This is a genomic window from Streptomyces sp. NBC_00510 (genome assembly GCA_036013505.1).
GTDB lineage: Bacteria > Actinomycetota > Actinomycetes > Streptomycetales > Streptomycetaceae > Actinacidiphila.
This window is the reverse complement of record CP107851.1, coordinates 5,949,857-5,969,647: the sequence shown is the minus strand read 5'-3', so window position 1 is coordinate 5,969,647 and position 19,791 is coordinate 5,949,857. Positions and strand designations below refer to the sequence as shown.

11 protein-coding genes and 1 pseudogene are annotated in these 19,791 nt (G+C 74.0%); 6 read left to right on the top strand and 6 right to left on the bottom strand.

The genetic code is table 11. The annotated features are described in order from the left end of the window. Positions 1 to 30: 30 nt before the first annotated feature. Positions 31 to 948, bottom strand: coding sequence for a permease-like cell division protein FtsX (gene ftsX, locus OG937_26915; GenBank protein WUD75066.1), 918 nt, complete (start codon positions 946 to 948; stop codon positions 31 to 33). Positions 949 to 992: 44 nt separating this feature from the next. Further along, positions 993 to 1,682, bottom strand: a complete 690-nt coding sequence (gene ftsE / locus OG937_26910) for a cell division ATP-binding protein FtsE (GenBank protein WUD75065.1) — start codon at positions 1,680 to 1,682, stop codon at positions 993 to 995. 274 nt (positions 1,683 to 1,956) lie between these two features. Between ftsE and OG937_26905 the strand changes: the two genes are divergently transcribed. Further along, positions 1,957 to 2,148 (top strand): hypothetical protein, encoded by a 192-nt coding sequence (locus OG937_26905; protein ID WUD75064.1) that lies wholly within the window; start codon positions 1,957 to 1,959, stop codon positions 2,146 to 2,148. Positions 2,149 to 2,560: 412 nt separating this feature from the next. Here OG937_26905 and prfB read toward each other — a convergent pair whose 3' ends face one another. The 3 genes and pseudogenes from prfB to OG937_26890 all read right to left on the bottom strand — a co-directional run bounded on the left by prfB (position 2,561) and on the right by OG937_26890 (position 7,990). After that, positions 2,561 to 3,679 (bottom strand): peptide chain release factor 2, encoded by a 1,119-nt coding sequence (prfB, locus tag OG937_26900; protein ID WUD75063.1) that lies wholly within the window; start codon positions 3,677 to 3,679, stop codon positions 2,561 to 2,563. A gap of 1,039 nt (positions 3,680 to 4,718) precedes the next feature. Next, a pseudogene (locus OG937_26895) lies at positions 4,719 to 5,912 on the bottom strand (serine/threonine protein kinase). A 287-nt stretch (positions 5,913 to 6,199) separates the two neighbouring features. Next, a complete protein-coding gene (locus OG937_26890) occupies positions 6,200 to 7,990 on the bottom strand; it encodes a protein kinase (protein ID WUD75062.1) in 1,791 nt (596 codons plus the stop codon). A 367-nt stretch (positions 7,991 to 8,357) separates the two neighbouring features. Between OG937_26890 and OG937_26885 the strand changes: the two genes are divergently transcribed. From OG937_26885 to OG937_26865, 5 genes are all read left to right on the top strand, one after another. Continuing rightward, positions 8,358 to 11,444 carry an FtsK/SpoIIIE domain-containing protein gene (locus OG937_26885; GenBank protein WUD75061.1) on the top strand — a complete coding sequence of 1,029 codons (3,087 nt, stop codon included), beginning with the start codon at positions 8,358 to 8,360 and terminating at the stop codon, positions 11,442 to 11,444. 219 nt (positions 11,445 to 11,663) lie between these two features. Then, entirely contained in the window at positions 11,664 to 13,049 is a 1,386-nt protein-coding gene (locus OG937_26880; protein ID WUD75060.1) for an extracellular solute-binding protein, read from the top strand. An 81-nt stretch (positions 13,050 to 13,130) separates the two neighbouring features. Then, positions 13,131 to 14,408 carry a sugar ABC transporter permease gene (locus OG937_26875; protein ID WUD75059.1) on the top strand — a complete coding sequence of 426 codons (1,278 nt, stop codon included), beginning with the start codon at positions 13,131 to 13,133 and terminating at the stop codon, positions 14,406 to 14,408. Then, complete coding sequence (locus OG937_26870; GenBank protein ID WUD75058.1) at positions 14,405 to 15,328, top strand: carbohydrate ABC transporter permease; 924 nt, start codon at positions 14,405 to 14,407, stop codon at positions 15,326 to 15,328. Before OG937_26875 ends, OG937_26870 begins: the two co-directional genes overlap by 4 nt. 122 nt (positions 15,329 to 15,450) lie before the next feature. Then, positions 15,451 to 17,664, top strand: coding sequence for a bifunctional glycosyltransferase family 2 protein/CDP-glycerol:glycerophosphate glycerophosphotransferase (locus OG937_26865; protein WUD75057.1), 2,214 nt, complete (start codon positions 15,451 to 15,453; stop codon positions 17,662 to 17,664). Positions 17,665 to 17,668: 4 nt separating this feature from the next. Here the strand turns inward: OG937_26865 and OG937_26860 are convergent, their stop codons facing one another. After that, positions 17,669 to 19,765 (bottom strand): CDP-glycerol glycerophosphotransferase family protein, encoded by a 2,097-nt coding sequence (locus tag OG937_26860; GenBank protein ID WUD75056.1) that lies wholly within the window; start codon positions 19,763 to 19,765, stop codon positions 17,669 to 17,671. Between the last annotated feature and the right edge of the window lie 26 nt (positions 19,766 to 19,791).

The following is a 19,791-nucleotide window of genomic DNA, read 5'->3' as shown; positions in this document are numbered from 1 at the left end:
AAGTTGGCCGTACAGCGCCCTTGGCGCGGATCAGACCTTGAGGTATTTGCGCAGCGCGATCAGGGCCGCCAGCGCGGGCATCAGCATGCCCACCACCAGCACCAGCGGCAGCACCTGTGCCACCTCGCCCCAGCCGAGGAAGTTGATCAGCGGCACCTTGGTCTGCAGCGAAAGGCCGTGGTCGATCAGGAAGTAGCGGCCCACGAGGAGCATCAGACAGGCCAGGCCACCGCCGACCAGACCGGCGAACGCGGCCTCCATGATGAACGGCATCTGGATGTAGAAGCTGGACGCGCCGACCAGCCGCATGATCCCCGTCTCCCGGCGGCGGCTGAAGGCCGACACGCGCACCGTGTTGACGATCAGCATCATCGCCACCGCGAGCATGAACGCCAGCACCACCAGCGCGGCCAGCGTCATGCCGTTGAGCAGCCCGAACAGGTTGTCCAGCAGGGCCTTCTGGTCTTGCACCTCCTGGACGCCGGGACGGCCCTGGAAGGCGCTCGCCACCACCTGGAACTTCGTCGGGTCCTTGAGCTTGACCCGGAACGACTCCTGCATCTGGTCCGGGGTGAGCGAGTCGGCCAGCGGCGAGTCGGAGAACTGCTCCTTGTAGTGCTTGTAGGCGTCCTCCGCGCTCTCGTGGAAGTACTTGTCCACGAGCGGCAGCGCCTTGAGCTGCTTCTCGATGTCCTGCTTCTGCTCCTCGGTGACGGCGCCCTTGGTGCAGTTGGGGTCGGTCTTGGCGTCGTTCTTGTTGCAGAGGAAGATCGACACCTGGACCTTGTCGTACCAGTAGCCCTTCATCGAGTCGACCTGCTCGCGGGCGAGCCACGAGCCGCCGGCGAGCGCGAGCGAGAGGGCCACGGAGACGATGACCGCGAAGGTCATGGTGAGGTTGCGCCGGAGACCGACGCCGATCTCCGAGAGCACGAACTGGGCGCGCATGTTGTCCTTTCAGAAGGCTGCGGTGTGCAGGGCGGGGCCCAGGCTCAGTGCTGGTAGCCGTAGACGCCGCGGGACTGGTCGCGGACCAGTCGCCCCTTCTCGAGCTCGATGACGCGCTTGCGCATCTGGTCGACGATGTTCTGGTCGTGGGTGGCCATCACCACGGTGGTGCCGGTCCGGTTGATGCGGTCCAGCAGCCGCATGATGCCCACGGAGGTCTGCGGGTCGAGGTTTCCCGTGGGCTCGTCCGCGATCAGCAGCATCGGGCGGTTGACGAACGCCCGGGCGATCGCCACGCGCTGCTGCTCACCACCGGACAGCTCGCCCGGCATGCGGTCCTCCTTGCCGCCGAGGCCGACGAGGTCGAGCACCTCGGGGACCGTCTTGCGGATGGTGCCGCGCGGCTTGCCGATCACCTCGAGGGCGAACGCCACGTTCTCCGCGACCGTCTTGTTGGGCAGCAGGCGGAAGTCCTGGAAGACGGTGCCCAACTGGCGCCGCATCTGCGGCACCTTCCAGTTGGACAGCCGCGCGAGGTCCTTGCCGAGGACGTGCACCATGCCGGTGTCCGTCCGCTCCTCGCGCAGGATCAGCCGCAGGAAGGTCGACTTCCCGGAGCCGGAGGAGCCCACCAGGAAGACGAATTCACCCTTCTCGATTTCCAGCGACACGTCCCGAAGTGCAGGACGGTTCTGCCGGGGGTAGGTCTTGGTGACGTTGTCGAATCGGATCACGGTCGCACTCCGGATACAGGGGATCGGAGGCGACCTTACGCGAATGGCCGCGGCCCGCGCAGTCCGCGGTCCGGGATGACGGGTTTATCCATCGACCACGGGGGGACAAAGCAGGCATTGGCCACATGCGTCACTCTTCGGAGTCGCAGGAATCACGCGGGGCGCGCCGAGCGTCCCGGAAACTGGCACAGTGGTCGGGGGCTCGGGAACGTACCGCCCCTGTCGCGCGTTGTTCATGGAGCGGCCGCCAGGCCGCCTGGGAGGAGGCCACCGCATGACAGTCGACCGACTGGTGTGCGCCAACTGCGCCGGCCCCGTCAGCGAGGGCCGCTGTGCGGTCTGCCGCGCCCACCGCGCCCGCATGCAGCAGGAGAACCCCTTCGCGGCCATCTCCCCGGCGGCACTGATCGCCCTGTTGGTCGCCCTGCTCGCGGTGGCGTGGGTGGTGCACGAGGCCGCCGTGTAGCGCGGCGCACACAGACAGCAAGCACGGGGGCCCGCGGCGCATTCGACGCTGCGGGCCCCTGCGGCGTTCCCGGGCCTCCCGTGGACGCACGGGGGCTCCCGGGTCCGGGTGTGGGCCTCGCAGCGCGCAGTCGTGGCCGCAGCCGGTCAGGCGGGGCGTCGGGCGGAAGCCGGCACCCGCCCGCGAGCGTCGTGGCGGCACCCCGGCCGGCTCGCGTTGCCGTGACCCTGGGTGACCAATCCGCTGCCGCCGACGACGGTGCGGTCGGCACCGTCGGCGCCCGGGCCGGACCGTCCGCGCACGCCTCCGTGGCCGGAGCCGCGCCACCCCCGTGCGGGCTCGGCTGCCCCGGAACGCGACGACTGCCGCCCGTCGGGCGGCAGTCGTGGAAGTCCGGGACGTTGACGACGCGTCAGACGCCGGCGCCCTGCTCCTGCTGCTTGCGCCAGCGGATGCCCGCCTCGAGGAAGCCGTCGATGTCGCCGTCGAGGACGCCCTGGGGGTTGCCGACCTCGTACTCCGTCCGCAGGTCCTTGACCATCTGGTACGGGTGGAGGACGTAGGAACGCATCTGGTTGCCCCAGGAGTTGCCGCCGTCGCCCTTGAGGGCGTCCATCTTGGCCTGCTCCTCCTGGCGGCGCCGCTCCAGCAGCTTGGCCTGCAGCACGTTCATCGCGCTGGCCTTGTTCTGGATCTGCGAGCGCTCGTTCTGGCAGGAGACCACGATGCCGGTCGGGATGTGGGTGATCCGGACCGCGGAGTCGGTGGTGTTGACGCCCTGGCCGCCGGGGCCGGAGGCGCGGTAGACGTCGATCCGCAGCTCGGTCTCGTCGATCTCGACGTGGTCGCTCTGCTCGACGACGGGCAGCACCTCGACGCCCGCGAAGGACGTCTGGCGGCGGCCCTGGTTGTCGAAGGGCGAGATGCGCACCAGGCGGTGGGTGCCCTGCTCGACGGAGAGGGTGCCGTAGGCGTAGGGCGCCTTCACCACGAAGGTGGTGGACTTGATGCCGGCCTCTTCCGCGAACGAGGTCTCGTAGATCTCGGTTGGGTAGCCGTGCCGCTCGGACCAGCGCAGGTACATCCGCTGCAGCTGCTCGGCGAAGTCGGCGGCGTCGACACCGCCGGCCTCGGCGCGGATGTTGACCAGCGCCTCACGGGCGTCGTACTCGCCGGACAGGAGGGTGCGGACCTCCATCTCGTCCAGCGCCTTGCGCACCGACTCCAGCTCGGTCTCGGCCTCGGCGCGGGTGTCCGCGTCGTCCTCGGCCTCGGCGAGCTCGAAGAGCACCCCGAGGTCGTCGATGCGGCCGCGCAACGCCTCGGCCTTGCGGACCTCGGCCTGCAGGTGCGACAGCTTGCTGGTGATCTTCTGCGCCGCGTCGGGGTCGTCCCACAGCGACGGCGCCGCCGCCTGCTCCTCGAGCACGGCGATGTCGGCCCTCAGCTTGTCGAGGTCCAGAACGGCCTCGATCGAGGCCATGGTCGACGAGAGGGACTTGAGCTCTTCGGATACATCCAGGACTGCCACGTCCCCCAGCGTACCGGCACGCCGCGCATTGCCGCGCCGGTGAGCCGGGGCGGCCCGGCCCACCGGCCGGGAGGTCCCGCGCCGCTCAGACGGGGACGGGGGCCGACGCGTGGGCGAGCGTGCCGTCGGCGCGGCGCAGGTACAGGGTCAGGGTGTCGTCCGCCGTGGTCAGACCGGGGTGGGAGGGGGTACTGGCGGACAGCGGCACCGGCGTCCACGTGCCGCCGTCGGAGACGGCGGCGGCCAGGGCCCCGTCGTCGGCGGGGGCGAGGACGAAGAGCCGGCCGCCGGAGACGGCGGGTTCGGGGCGGCCCGTGGCGTCCAGGCCCGTGACGATCTCGGAGGGGCGCCAGGCGCCGTTCACGTACGGCAGGCGCAGCACGGCGCCGTCGGCCTTGCGGACGGCGAAGGCGTCCAGGGTGCCCGACGCGGCCGAGACCAGCCCGGGAGCGGCGGTGACCCGGCCCGCGGTGGGGACCAGCGCCCAGGCGTTCCAGCGGCCGTCGACCCAGGAGGAGGTGACGAGGTCACCGCCGGAGCAGCCCACCAGGTCGATCCGGCCGGGCACGGAGGACGCGGCGGCGGGGGTCGTGGTGAAACGGGCGGGCTGGTCGACCTGGTACCAGTCGCCCCACGCGCCGCCGCTGAGGGTGCGGCGGTAGACCTTGTGGTCGGTGCCGAGGGCGAAGACGTCCAGCTGCCCGGCGCGCGAGGAGACGACCGAGGGGTCGTCGGCGACGCTTATCCCGGTGAGCCGGTGCCAGGTGCCGGAGACCAGGTACCAGACGTTCTTGTCGCTGCCCCGGGTGAACACGTACGTCGTACCGGAGACGGAGATCGCGCGGGGGCCGCCGACCGGGTGGACGTCGCGGTCCGGGAAGCCGGGCAGCGCCGTGTAGCCGGACCAGCGCAGCGCCGCGTCCTCGGCGGTGCCCGCCGGGGTGCTGACCGCGCCCTGCGGGGAGGCGGCGGCGCCGGTGGGGGCGGTCGGGGTGGTCGAGGCCTGCCCGGACGGCTTGTCCTCCCGGCTGTTGGAGCCGCCGTCGTCGTCGGAGCCGGAGGCCGCGATCGCCCAGCCGCCGAGCCCGACGACCAGGGCGGCCGCCGCCGCGGCGCCGATCTTGACGCGGCGGCGCTGGAGCGCGTCGGGGACGGCCCGGTGGCGGTGCCGGGCGCGCTGGCCGGGCATCGCGGCGGCCCCGCCGCCGGCCAGCTCCTCGGCGGTGGGCAGCTTGATGCTGGTGTGCGTGTCACGCGTCGAGTCGGGTGCGGAGCCACGGACCAGGGGCACGGCACCACGTGGCTGGCCGGCCGGCGGGTCGTACGGCTCGGCGACGGAACCGGGCTCCCGGTCGTACGCGTCCTCGCCGTGGTGGTCGCCGGGCGCGTCCACCTCCAGCGGGGGCAGCCCGGCGAGCGCGGGCAGCAGCTCGCGCAGCCGCGCGCCGACCTCGGCCGCCCTCAGCCGGGAGGCGGGGGCCTTGGCCAGGCACTGGGAGAGCAACTGCCACAGCTCGTCGGGCAGGTCGGGCAGCGGCGCGACGGACTCGGTGACGTGCCGGCGCAGCACCGCGCCCGGGTGACCGCCGCCGAACGGGGTGAAGCCGGCGAGCAGCTCGTACAGGACGGTGGCGAGGGCGTAGATGTCGACGGAGGCACGCGGCGGCAGACCTTCGATGATCTCCGGGGCCAGGTAGTCGGGGGTGCCGATGATGCGGGTGGCCCGGGTGCGGCGCGGGGAGTCGACCAGCCGGGCGATGCCGAAGTCGGTGAGCAGTGCCGGGGGCGCCCCGCCCGGTCCGGGCGGGGCGGCGGAGTCCAGCAGGACGTTCTCCGGCTTGACGTCGCGGTGGACGACGCCCGCGGCGTGGGCCGCGGCCAGGCCGTCCGCGACGTCCGCGGTGATGGAGACGGCCGCCTCGGGGGTGAGCCTGCGTTCGCGCTCCAGCCGGGAGCGCAGGTCCGTGCCGCGGACGAGTTCCATGACGAGCGCGAGGTCGGAACCGTCGACCACCAGGTCGCGGATGCCGACGATGTGCGGGTGGTGGAGCGCCAGCAGGGCCGTGCGCTCCTGGACGAAGCGGCCGACGAGGTCCTGGTCGGAGGCGAGGTCCTCGCGCAGCAGCTTGATGGCGACCGGGCCTTCGGGGCCCTCGCCCAGCCACACCGTGCCGGCGGAACCCCGCCCCAGCACCTGGTGTGCGGTGTACCGGCTGCCGATCTTCCGTCCCAAGGCTGCTCCGACTCCTCCGACGTGCCGTCGTGTTGGCGACAAAGCTACGCGGATGCGAGCCGGTTGGGGGAACCTGTCAGGGGTGAGTGCGGCTTCTCCGGGAGAAATCACCCTCCAGAAGTCGACAAATCACCAACATCGGCGGATCGGAGAGGTGACGGCGCACCGCTCGGCGTTGACGGAACCGGGCCCCGCACGCGGGTGGCGCCACGTCATCCGCCGCCCCGGCGCGCTCAGTTGGGGGCGCGGCTGGCGGCGCCCCCGGCCGGGGGCGCCGCCGCACGCCGCTACTGGTTGCCGCCGGGGACGTTCGGGACGTCCGGGGCGCTGTTGGCGGTGTCACCGATGGTGGAGACCCAGTTCCACACCTCGCTGATCCAGCCGGTCACGGTGTCCCACAGGCCCTTGCCCGTGTTCAGCCAGTCCTGCAGGGGGGTGAGGTACCAGGCCAGCATGAAGATCACGACCAGCACGACGATCATCGTGAAGCAGCCCTTGAGGCACCCCAGTCCCGGGATCTTCATCGGGTTGGCGCTGCGGGGGCGCGGCTCACGGCGCGGTGCCGGCTCGGGCGCGGGCGGGCGCTGCGGCTCGTACCGCTGGTGCTGCGGCTGCTCGTAGCGCGGCGCGGGCTGCTGCGGCCGCGGCGCGTACTGCTGGGGCTGGGGCTGCGACTGCTGGCCGTACTGCTGCGGATGCGGCTGCGGGGCGTAGGCGGGCTGCGAGGGCTGCCGGTACTGAGGGGGCTGCTGCGGCCGCTGCTGGTACGCCTGGGGAGGCTGCTGCGGCTGCTGCGGCTGCTGGGCGGCGGGCTGCCGGCGCGGCCTGCGGCGCAGCGGGTCCTGCTCCGGGTCCAGGTACTGGATCTCGGTCTGCTCGGCGCGCGCACGGGCGCGGTTGAGCTGCGACTCCCACGGATGCGGGCCCTGCGGGACACCGGAGTCCGGCGGCCCGTCCGGCACCGGCGGCATCACCCGGGTGCCGTCGCCGGACGCGGTCGGTGCCGAGCCGCCCGGGATCACCCGGGTCGCGTCGGCGGCGCCCCCCGCCGAGGCGGGCAGGACGCTGGTGGCGGCATTGGGGTCGTACGCGTCGTACGCGCCGACGGGCGACCGGTTCGGCAGCACCTGGGTGGGGTCGGCGGTGCCCGGCGGGACGAGCGGGGTGTCCGGGACGGTGGCCGGTGCCGGGTCCGGCGCGAGCAGCGCGGCGACGCCGAGCGCCGCCTCGGACTGCGCCGGGGAGGAGTGCACGCCCACGCCCGCCGCGACGACGCGCAGGGCGCGCGCCAGGTTCTCCGCGCTCGGGCGTTCGCCGGGCTCCTTGCGCAGGCAGCGCTCTATCACCGTCCACAGCGGTTCGGGCACGGTGGAGGGACGGCGCGGCTCCTCGCTCAGGTGCTGGTGCAGCACTTCGAGCGCGCTCTCGCCCCGGAACGGCGGGCGGCCGGTGACCAGTTCGTACAGGAGGATGCCGGCGCCGTAGATGTCCACCGCGGAGGTCTGCGGACGGCCCTGGGCCGACTCCGGCGCTATGTAGGCGGGCGTGCCGACGAACTCGTGGGTGCGGGTGACGCCGGGCGAGTCCGCCAGCCGCGCGATGCCGAAGTCGGTCAGCATCGGGTGCATCTGCTGGGTGCCGTCCGGGCCGGCGACGGTGGCGAGCAGGACGTTGGCGGGCTTGAGGTCGCGGTGGACCACGCCGTCGGCGTGGCTGGCGGCCAGCGCGTCGGCCACGGCGGCGGTCAGCAGGGCGCCGCCGACCGGCGAGAACGGGCCGTTCTCGCGCAGGTAGCGGTAGAGGTCGGGACCCTCGACCAGGTCCATCACCAGGGCGAGCAGCTCACCCTCAACGACCAGGTCGCGGACCCGGACGATGTGCGGGTGGCGCAGCCTCAGCAGGACCGACCGCTCCCGGAGGAAGCGCATGACGATGTCGGGATCGCCCGCCAGCTCCTCCTTGAGCACCTTGATCGCGACGACCTCGCCGGTGTCCCGCACCTGGGACCGCCACACGGTGCCCGTGGCTCCGCGCCCGAGCGGCTCCACCAGTTCGTATTTGCTGCCTACCGGCCGCACGTTCGCGCTCCCTGGATCTTGGCCTGGTCCGTGGCCTGTTTCGCCCACTGTAGTGCCGCCACGTGGGAGCGGGGCTGCGTTCCGGTACGGGGCGGGTGTGGGGTTAGGACGCGGGGTACGGTCGTTTGGTTGCTTTTTCCGCCCAATGCTGACCATTCAAGATCGCAAAGGTGGGCACCGGCGGCGAGCTGTCGGCGGCGGGTGGGAGGATGCGTGTCGCGGAACGCGCATCGCCGAGCCGGCTGGGTCAGCCGAGCAAGGGGAGCCCGCCGGTCCGTTCTTGTACGTGTCGACGTCCCGGGCACGGCGGGGTGGGGTCGGGGGCCCGCACCGCGGTGGATCCGGGCAGAAGGGACCGTGGACGGAGATGCAGATCCGGCTGACCGTTCTCGGGCCGCGCGGCGGCCGCGCGGCGCGCTCCTGCGACGTGCTGGTCACCGCGCCCGCGGGCACTCCCCTGAGTGCCGTGGCCGGCGCCCTCGCGTCCGGTTCGGGCGGCTCCGGCCAGCCCGCGCGGGCCGGCAAGTCCACACCCCCGCTGTACGCGGGCGCCGAGCGCCTGGACCCGGCCACCGCCGTCCTCGGCGTGCCGCCCCTGCTCGACGGCGCCGTCCTGTCGCTGCACTCCCCCGCCGACGGGCACGACGGCGGCCGTCCCACGGCCGCCGCCCGGCTGCACGTCGTCGGCGGGCCCGACGCGGGCGGCGTCCACCTGCTGCAGGGCGGCCGGATCCGGGTCGGCCGGTCCGCGGACGCGGACGTCCCGCTGGACGACCCCGACGTCTCACGGCTGCACTGTGCCATCACGGTGGACGGCGAGGGCCGGGTCACCGTCGTCGACCTCGGCTCCACCAACGGCACCACCCTCGACGGGGCTCCCGTGGGCGAGCGCGCGGTCCCCTTCCCCGCCGGCACGCTGCTGCGGATCGGCGAGTCGACCCTCCGGCTGGAGCCCACGCCCCCGGGCTCGGCCGTCCCCCCGCCGCCCGCCTCCGTCCCCGCCGTCCCCGACGCCGAGGGGCACCTCCAGGTGTCCCTCCCCCCGACCTCCTGGCCGGACAGCGGCCCCGTGGCGACCTGGCGTCCCGCCCGTCCCGCCGACGGCACCGGGGAGCGGCCCGCCGCCCGGGACGCGGTGCCCGCCGACGGTCCGACGACCACCGGCACCGGCGCCGGGAACGTCGGCGTGGACGCCCTCGCCGCTCCCGCGCCCGGACCGGGGCCGGCGGAGGGCGCACCGGGCACCCCGGCCCGACGGGACACCCCGCAGCGCGGCCTGTCCGAGCAGACCCGCACGGTCGCGCTGCCCCAGGGCCGCCGCGGCGGCGGGAAGGCCGCGGAGGCCGGCAGCCGGATGGCCGGGGCCATAGGGGGCTGGGCCAGGCGCCTGGCGGCCGGACGCGGCGCCCCGGGCGCCGACGGCCCCGGGGGCGGCGGGACGACGTACGACCAGGCCGACGCCGCCGCGCTGCGCGAGCGCTGGCCCGATCCCGCGGCCGTCCTGCTCACCGCGCTCGGGCCGGGCCCGCGGCTGTGGGAGCGCGCCCTCGGCCATCCCGACCTGCTCACGGTCCGGCTCGGCACCGCCGACCTGACCGCCGAGGACGGCTTCCGGACGCTGCCCGCCGTGCCGTTCACCGTCGACCTGCGCGACCCGCACACCCATGTGCTGGGCCTCGCCGGACCGCGCCCCCGGCTGTCCGGGCTGGCCCGGGCCGTGATCGCCCAGCTGTGCGCCCTGCACCCGCCCGGCGTGCTGGAGGTCGTCCTGGTCAACGCCGACCGCTCCCGTCCCGCCGAACAGCGGGCCGAGGAGTGGGGGTGGCTGAACTGGCTGCCGCATCTGCGCCCGGCGCACGGCCAGGACTGCCGGTTGCTCACCGCCACGGACCGGGAGCAGGCGGAGGCCCGCGTGTCCGAGGTGGTCCGGCGCATCGAGGAGGGCCCGCTCGGCACGGGCTGGGCGACCGCCTCGCCGGAGGAGGTGGCCGAGGCCGCGGCACGCCGCGAGGGCCCGTACACCCTGCTGGTGGTGGACGGCGACCCGGGCTCGGCCTATCTGCGCGAGGCCACCGGCCGCATCGCGGCCGCCGGCCCGTCGGTCGGGGTGCACCTGCTGTGCCTGGCCGAGAGCCCGGAGCGGCTGGCCGCCGGGTGCGGTGCCGTCGCCGTACTGGAGGGCGACGTCGCGACGACGCTGCGGATGGAGCCGCACGGGCCGGAGCACATGACCATGGAGGCGGTGTCGGCGGCCTGGGCCGAGCGTTTCGCGCGCGCCCTCGCCCCGCTGCGGGAGGGCGACGCCGCCGCGCCCCGCCGTACGCGCTCCGCGCTGCCGCCCACGGCCCGGCTGCTGGACGAGCTGGACCTGGCGCTCGCCACCCCGGCGAAGATCGCGACCCGCTGGGCCGAGCCCGCTCCCTCCGGCGGTGCGGCCGCGGCGGTCCTGGGCGCCGGCCCGGAGGGCCGGGTCCTGGTCGACCTGGTCGGCGAGGGACCGCACCTGCTGGTCGGCGGCGCCGCGGGCTCCGGCAAGACCGAACTGCTGCGTTCGGTGGCCGCCGCCCTGTCCGCGGGCGAGCGGCCGGACCGGCTGGCCCTGGTCCTCGTCGACGGCGCCGGGTCGGAGCGCGGCGAGGGGCTGCGCACCTGCACCGACCTCCCGCACGTCTCCACCTATCTGTCCGCCTCCGACCCGGTGCGGATGCGCGAGTTCGCGCAGGCGCTCACGGCGGAGCTGAGGCGCCGTGACGAGCTGCTGGACGGGGGCGACTTCGCGCAGTGGCACGAGCGCCGCCGGCTGCCCGCGGTGCCCCGCCAGGTGGAGCCGGGCCACGCCCCGGCCGGTGCCGCCGACCCGCAGGTGCGCGGCGCGGTGCGGGTGCGGACCCGCACCACCGAGCCGCTGCCCCGGCTGGTCGTCGTGGTGGACGACTTCGACGTCCTGGTCGCCCCCGCGCTGGGCAGTCCCGGCCGGCCCGCCGCGGGCTCGGTGGTCCGCGCCCTGGAGGGCGTGGCACGCGACGGCGAGCGTCTCGGCGTCCACCTGGTCGCCGCGACCGGCCGCCCGGAGCGCACCGCGGGCACCGACACCGACGACGCGGCGCGGCTGCGGATCGCGCTGCGCACCGAGGAGCCGGAGTCGGCCGCCCTGTTGGTCGCCGTCGAGGAGCCGGCGACCGTCGACGACGCCCTGCCGGGCCGGGGTTACCTGCGCCGGCCGGACGGAGCGGTCACGGCCTTCCAGGCCGGACGGGTCAGTGGCCGGATCCCGCGTACGGCGACCCTCCGGCCCACGGTGGTCCCGCTGGAATGGGAGCGCATGGGCGATCCGCCGACCCGCCGCCCGGTCCGCGAACTGGGCAACGGCCCCACCGACCTCGCCCTGCTGGCCAGTGCCCTGCAGCGTGCCGCGGAGTCCGCGGCGGCCGATCCGGTGCCGCCGCTGCTCTGAGCCCTCCCGGTCCCCTGCGCCGGCCGCACCGCCGGTCACATGAAGGTCACGATCCAACCGCCGTGCGCTGAGGCGCTATTGCGGCGGTTATCAGACAGGGCGTAGGACTGAACGCGGAACAGCGGATGACGCGGGGACGGGACGCCCGGCGCAGCTGCCACGGCCATGCGGCGGGCTGCCACCGCGGCGCGGGTCCGCGCTGAGGGGATGGGCAGGCAGATGCGGACATCCAGCAGGCGCACGCGACGTACACGCGAAGCGGTCATCGCCGCCGTGGCGACGGCCGCCCTGGCGCTGACGGCCGCCGGGTGCGGTGGAGGCGACGACGACAAGGGCGACCCCGGTGGGGGCCGGAGCAGTTCCGGTGGCAGCGGGAGCGTCTCGCTGCCGGACCTCAAGGGCCAGAAGCTCGAGGTCGCGGCGGTGTGGACCGGGCCGGAGCAGAAGAACTTCCAGAAGGTGCTGGACGAGTTCACCCAGCGCACCGGGGCCGAGGTCGGCTTCGTGCCCACCGGCGACAACGTCTCCACCTTCCTCGGTACGAAGATCGAGGGCGGCCAGCCGCCGGACGTGGCGTTCCTCCCGCAGGTCGGCGTGTTACGGCAGTTCGCGCAGAAGGGCTGGCTGAAGCCGCTCTCCTCCGACGTCCAAGCGCAGCTCGACAAGAACTTCACCACGGGCTGGAAGGACCTGGGCGCGTACCAGGGCAAGCAGTACGGCGTCTACGCCAAGGCCGCCAACAAGTCGCTGGTCTGGTACAACACCGCGGCCTTCGAGAACGCCGGGGTCGCCGAACCGCCGGGTACCTGGGACGACTTCCTCCAGACCGCCGAGACCCTCTTCGAGTCGGGCACTCCCCCGGTATCGGTCGGCGGCGCGGACGGCTGGACCCTCACCGACTGGTTCGAGAACATCTACCTCTCCCAGGCCGGGCCGGAGAAGTACGACCAGCTGGCCGAGCACAAGATCAAGTGGACCGACCCCTCGGTGAAGGACGCGCTCACCACCCTCGCCCAGCTCTTCGGCAAGAAGGACCTGATCGCCGGCGGGCAGAGCGGCGCGCTCAAGACCGACTTCCCGAAGTCCGTGACGCAGACCTTCACCGGCAACCCGCCGAAGGCCGGCATGGTCTACGAGGGCGACTTCGTCGGCGCGTTCATCGGCGACAACACCAAGGCGAAGGTGGGCGAGGACGCCAAGGTCTTCCCCTTCCCCGCGGTGGGCTCCGGCAAGGCGCCGGTGGTCAGCGGCGGTGACGTCGCCGTGGCGCTGAAGGACAACAAGGGCGCGCAGGCGCTGCTGACCTTCCTCGCCTCCACCGACGCGGCGAAGGTGTGGGCCTCCTCGGGCGGCTTCGTCTCGCCGAACAAGTCGCTGGACCTGTCGGCGTACCCGGACGAGGTCTCGCGGTCGATCGCCCAGGGCCTGGTCGCGGCGGGCGACGACTTCCGCTTTGACATGTCCGACCAGGCCCCGGCGGCCTTCGGCGGCACCGCGGGCAAGGGCGAGTGGAAGGACCTGCAGGACTTCCTGAGGAACCCCTCCGACGTCGCCGGCACGCAGGCCAAGCTGGAAGCGGACGCCGCCAAGGCGTACGCCGGCTAGGCGGCCACGATGGCGACGGCGGCCACGGCGAAGGGGCCGGCCGCTCCCGGCGGCGCTCCCTCCGCCCCGGGCAGGAGCGTCATGGGCACCCGGCGCTGGGTGGCGGGACTGTTCCTGCTGCCCGCGCTGGTGCTGCTGGGCGCGCTGGTGGTGTACCCGATCGGGTACACCACCTGGCGCAGCCTGTTCGACAGGGCCGGCTCGGGTTTCGTCGGCCTGCACAACTACGCCTCGGTCTTCAGCGACGACAGCACCCTGACGGCGCTGCGCAACACCGCGGTCTGGGTGGTCGTGGCGCCGGTGCTGGCCACGGCCCTCGGGCTGGTCTTCGCCGTGCTCACCGAGCGGGTGAGCTGGGGCACCGCCTTCAAGCTGGTCGTCTTCATGCCGATGGCGATCTCGATGCTGGCGGCCGGGATCATCTTCCGGCTGGTCTACGAGCAGGACCCGGCGCGCGGCGCGGCCAACGCGGTCGTCGTCGGTGTCCACGACACCTTCGCCGAGTCCTCGGCGTACCCCGGGGCCCGGCCGCGGCCGAACGGCTCGCTGGCGGCCTCGGGAGGGGGCTCGTACACCACGCGGGACGCCGCCGGGCAGGGGACGGCGGTCGGGCTGCCGCTGATCGGCATCCCCGCGGCGAAGCTCCCCGCGGGCACCGCGGACGCCCGGCAGGCCGCCGCGGGCCCCGGGGTGACCGGCACCGTGTGGCTGGACTTCAAGCCGGGCGGCGGCGGCGAGCCCGGGGTGATCGACGCCGGTGAGAAGGCGCTGGAGGGCGTCAAGGTCGAGGCTGTGCGCGACGGACGGGTGGTGGCCTCGGCCACCTCCGGCACGGACGGCACCTTCGCGCTGCCCGCCTCGGCGGCCGGGGCCCAACTGCGGCTGCCGGCGTCGAACTTCGCGGAGCCGTACAACGGTGTCGACTGGCTCGGCCCCACCCTGGTGACGCCCGCCATCATCGGGTCGTACCTGTGGATGTGGGCGGGCTTCGCCATGGTGCTCATCGCGGCGGGCCTGGCGGGGGTGCCGCGGGAGCTGATGGAGGCGGCGCGCATCGACGGCGCCAACGAGTGGCAGGTCTTCCGCAGGATCACCGTGCCGCTGCTGGCGCCGGTGCTGGTCGTGGTCGTCGTGACGCTCATGATCAACGTGATGAAGATCTTCGACCTGGTCTACATCGTCGCGCCCGACACCTCCAAGGACGAGGCCAACGTCCTGGCCCTGCAGCTGTACCTGTCCTCCTTCGGGGCCGGCAACGACCAGGGCGTGGGCAGCGCGATCGGTGTGGTCCTGCTGCTGCTGGTCGTCCCGGTCATGGTCTTCAACATCCGCCGACTGCGCAGGGAGGCCCGACGATGACGACCGTCGCAGGCACAGCGGAACCGGCGGGCCGCCCCGCCGAGGCGCGGGCCACCGCGGCCGCCGCCCGGCAGTCCTTCGCCTCGCGGGTGGCGGCCCGCACCGGCGGCGGGGTGCTGCGGGTGTTCCTGGTGCTGGTGGCCCTGTTCTGGCTGATGCCGACCGTGGGGCTGCTGATCTCCTCCTTCCGGGGGCCGGTGGACATCGCCGACTCCGGCTGGTGGAAGGTGTTCACCACGCCCTCGCAGCTGACCGTCACCAACTACCGGGAACTGCTCGGCAACGACGCCGTCACCTCCTCGCTGGTCAACACCGCCCTGATCACGGTGCCGGCCACGCTGCTGGTGGTGGTGATCGGGGCGCTGGCGGGCTACGCCTTCGCCTGGATGGAGTTCCCGGGCCGGGACTGGCTGTTCCTCGTGGTGGTGGGGCTGCTGGTGGTGCCGGTGCAGATCGCGCTCATCCCGGTGGCGAAGCTGTTCGGGGAGATCGGGATCTTCGGCGACATCATCGGCGTGGTGCTCTTCCACGTCGGCTTCGGCCTGCCGTTCGCCGTCTTCCTGCTGCGCAACTTCTTCGCGGAGATCCCGCGGGAGCTGCTGGAGGCGGCCCGGCTGGACGGCGCGGGCGAGCTGCGGCTGTTCGCCACCGTGATCATGCCGCTGGGCGGCCCGGCGATCGCCTCGCTCGGCATCTTCCAGTTCCTGTGGGTGTGGAACGACATGCTGGTGGCGCTGATCTTCTCCAACAGCGGCTCGCAGCCCATCACGGTCGCGCTGCAGCAGCAGGTCCGGCAGTTCGGCAACAACATCGACGTCCTGGCACCGGGGGCCTTCGTGTCGATGGTGGTCCCGCTCGTCGTCTTCTTCGCCTTCCAGCGCCAGTTCGTCTCCGGCGTCATGGCGGGCGCCGTGAAGTAACCCCGTGACCCTCCGCAGGCCAGAGGGGCAACACTCCGTCGTCGGACGGGTCGCCGTACGCGGCGTATGCCCGGGATATAACGGGCATACGCCGCGTAAGCCGACATTACGGATGTGCTGCCTTGCCCCGGTTCAGCGTCATCGTGCCCGCCCACAAGGTGCAGGCCTACCTGCACGAGTGCCTGGAGTCCGTGCTCGGGCAGAGCTTCTCGGACTTCGAGGTGATCGCCGTCGACGACCGCTCCCCGGACGCGAGCGGTGCCATCCTCGACGGCTTCGCGGCCCGCGACCGCAGGGTGACCGTCCTGCACCTGAAGGAGAACGTGGGCCTCGGCCCGGCCCGCAACGCCGGGATGGCCCGCGCCACCGGGGACTACCTGCTCTTCCTCGACAGCGACGACACCCTCGCGCCCGGCTCCCTTCAGGCCGTCGCCGACCGCCTGAAGGAGACCGCCGAGCCGGACGTGCTGGTCTACGACTACGCCCGCACCTACTGGGACGGCCGCGTCGTGCGCAACCAGCGCGCCCCCCTGCTCGCCCAGGACGCACGCCCCGCCGGGCCCCTCGACGACCGGCCCGAGCTGCTGCGGCTGCTGCCGGTCGCCTGGAACAAGGCGTACCGGCGGGAGTTCGTCCAGCGCCGCGACCTCGCCTTCCCGCCCGGCTGGTACGAGGACGTCCCCTGGACCTACCCCCTGCTGCTGTCCGCCCGCAGCATCGCGGTGCTCGACCGGGTCTGCGTGCACTACCGGCAGCGCCGCCGGGGCAGCATCCTGCGCACCACCAGCAGCCGGCACTTCGACGTCTTCGACCAGTACGACCGGGTCTTCGCCTTCCTTGACCGCAACCCCGCCCTCGACGGCTGGCGGGCCGCCCTCTTCAGCCGGATGACCGACCACCTGCTGGCGGTCTACAACACCCCGGGGCGGCTTCCCCGCTCGGCCCGTGGCGTCTACTTCCAGCGCTGCAGCGTCCACTTCCGCCGCTACCGCCCGCAGGAGCCCGGCTCCCGTCCGCACGGCGTCCCCGGCGGCACCCGGCGGCTGCTCGTGCGGCTCGGCGCGCGGCAGGTCTTCGACGCCGTGCGCACCGCCAACGCGCTGCGCAGGAGGCTGCGGCGGCTGGTGAAGGACACCGCCCGGGCGGCCCGGGAGGCGGGCCTGCGGCTGCACTACCGGATCCAGCGGCGGCGCCGTCTGGACCCGGACCTCGCCGTCTTCGCGGCCCGCCGCTACGCCGGCTACGGCGGCGACCCCGCCGCCCTGGAGGCCGCCGTCCGCGACCTGGCCCCGCACCTGCGCACCGCGTGGATCACGACCCCGGCGTACGCGGCCACCCTGCCGCGCGGCGTACGCCGGCTCCAGCCCGGCTCGCCCGCGTACTGGACGGCGCTGGCGCGCGCCACCTACCTGGTCAACGACGTCAACTTCCCGCACGCCTACCGCAAGCGGCGCGGCCAGGTGAACCTCCACACCCACCAGGGCACCCCGCTCGGCCGCACGGGCCTGGACGTCCAGGGACACCCGGCCGCCTCGGCGGGCCGGGACTTCGCCCGGATGCTGGCCCACACCGACCGCTGGGACTTCTGCCTGTCCGCCAACCCGCACTCGACGGTGGTCTGGGAGCGGGCCTACCCCGCCGGCTACACCACCTTGGAGCACGGGCGGCCCGGCAACGACGTCCTGCTGCGCGCCGACGCCGACGACGTGCGGCGGATCCGGGCCCGGCTGGGCATCCCGCCGGAGTCCACCGCGATCCTGTACGCGCCCGCGCACCGCGACTACCGGCGCGGCTTCCACCCGCCCGTCGACCTGGTCCGGCTGGCCCGTGAACTCGGCCCCGGCCACGTGGTCCTGTACCGGGCACCGGACGGCCACGGCGGCTCGGGCACGCTCCCCGAGGGGCTGCCGGACACCGTGCTGGACGTCTCCGCCCACCCGTCGGTCCAAGAGCTGTGCCTGGCGGCGGACGCCCTGGTGACCGACTACTCCCCCCTGATGTTCGACTACGCCGGCCTCGACCGCCCGATCGTGGTCCACGCCGAGGACTGGACGGCCTACCGGGCCGCCCGCGGCACCTACTTCGACATCACCGCCGAAGCCCCCGGGCCGGTCGCCCGGAGCGAGGACGAACTCCTGTCCATCCTCACCACGGACACCTGGCGCGGCCCCCGTTCGGCCCAGTCGCGGGCCGCGTTCCGGGCCCACTTCTGCCCGTGGGACGACGGCCACGCCGCCGAGCGGGTCGTACGGCGGGTCTTCCTCGGCGAGGACGGCGGCCAGCCGGCCCCCCTCCCCCCGGAGCGCCGCGCCCCCGCCCCGGCGGTCCGCCCCTGACGGCTCACGGCGGCGGCGCGGGGGTGCGCTCGTCCGGCTTGAGGACCGGCAGCAGCTCCGGTTCGCCGAGCAGCACCCGCCGTACGGCGCGTTCGGCGGCGCGGCCGTCGTCCCAGGGGCAGAAGCGGGCCCGGAAGGCCGCCCGCAGCTCGGCCGCCTCCGGCGAGGCCCAGGCGCCGGAGCGGAAGGCGGTGGCGATCGCGGCCTCGTCACGGGCGACCACGCCCGGGGTGTCGCCGGGGCGCCCGGAGACCAGGTCGAAGTAGACCCCGCGGGCGGCCCGGTACACCTCCCAGTCGGCGGCGTGGACCACGATCGGGCGGTCGAGGTTGGCGTAGTCGAACATCAGCGACGAGTAGTCGGTGAGCAGCGCGTCGGAGGCCAGGCACAGCTCCTCCAGCGGTGTGTGCGCGGAGACGTCCAGCGCCCCCTCCGGCAGCGCCGCCGGGCCGACCCCGGGGTGGAAGTAGTGCGCGCGGACCAGCACCAGGTACTCCCGCCCCAGCGCCCGGCACAGCCGGGCGAGGTCCAGCTGCGGGACGAACTCCCGCTGGTAGTCGCGGTGCGTGGGGGCGTACAGGATCGCCCTGACCCCGTCCGGGATGCCCAGCCGGGCCCGGATCCGCCGCACGTCGTCGGCGCCCGCGGTGAAGTAGACGTCGTTGCGGGGGTAGCCGGTCGGCAGTGTCAGGTAATCGCCGGGGTAGACCCGCTCCCAGACCTCGCTGGAGTGGGGGTTGGCGGACAGGGAGTAGTCCCACTGGTCGGCGTGGTCCAGCAGGCGGCGGAAGCTCATGCCCTTGGCCACCGCGGGGTGGGCGCGCAGGTCCATGCCCATGTGCTTGAGCGGGGTGCCGTGGTGGGTCTGCAGGTAGACCTGGCCGGGGCGCTTGACGACCTCCCCGGTGAAGTTGGCGTTGTTCACCAGGAAGCGGGCGCGGGCCAGCAGCTCCCAGTAGCGGCGGGAGTTCGCCTCCACCCGGTCGACGCCCTCGGGGACCGCGTCCTGCGCACCGCGCCGGACCACCCACACCCCGTGCAGGTGCGGGGCGAGCTCGCGGGCCTTGCGGTGGATCGCGGCGGGGCTGCACAGCACCCCCCGGTTCCAGTACGCCGCGTACACCACCAGGTCGTCGTCGAGCGGGCGGCGGCGTTCCAGGGCGTACCAGCGGCGGTACACCTCGCGGGCGGCGGCGTTGCGGTGCGTGCGCAGCCGCCGGGCGGCCCGGGTGCCCAGCTCCGCGGCGCGGTGGGCGGCGAAGGTGCCGGGCAGCCCGGCGCGGCGGAAGAAGGCGGCGCGGTCCTGCGGGCGCAGCCGCCCGGGGTCGTCCAGGACGGCCGTGAGCCGCCGGTCCCGCTCGGCGCGCAGCACCGGCAGGTCGTGCCGGGCCAGCAGCGTGTCGTACCGGTCGGCCAGGACGAGGTGCCGCGGGCCCGGCGTGCTGGAGAAGCTGCCGCGGCGGCGCCCGCGCCACGTGACGCAGACCCGGTCCAGGCAGGCGATGCGCGGGGCGGCGAGCAGCATCTCGTACGCCACCGGGACGTCCTCGTACGGCCCGGCGCCGAAGGCGAACCCGGACCAGTAGTCGCGCCGCACCACCCGGTTCCACGCGGCGGGGAACACGGTCAGGCACTCGGGGCGCTCGGTGGCCCGGAAGACGGCGTGCCCGGCGAGCGCGGCCGCCTGCAGGAAGTCGCCGTCCCCGCTCTCCGTACGGTGCTCCCACACGTCGAGCCGGTCGTGGTCGAAGAGCAGCACCTCCGGGTCACCGGTGGCCCGCAGCCTCGCGTCGAGGGCGGTCAGGGCGCCGGGCGCGAGGAGGTCGTCGGAGTCGAGGAAGAGCAGGTAGTCGCCGCTGGCCCGGGCCGCCCCCGCGTTCCGGGCCGCGCCGGGCCCTGCGTTGCGGGGCCGCCGCAACGGGAGCACCCTGGGGTCGGCGGCGGCGACCTCGTCGACGACGGCGGCCGACCCGTCGGGCGAGCAGTCGTCGACCGCGATCAGCTCCAGGTCCGCGTACCGCTGCCCGAGCACCGACTCCAGGCACGCACGGACGTAACCCTGGGTCTTCCATACCGGGACGATCACACTGAACCGAGGCATAGCGCCGAGCGTAGGCAGGAGCGGCC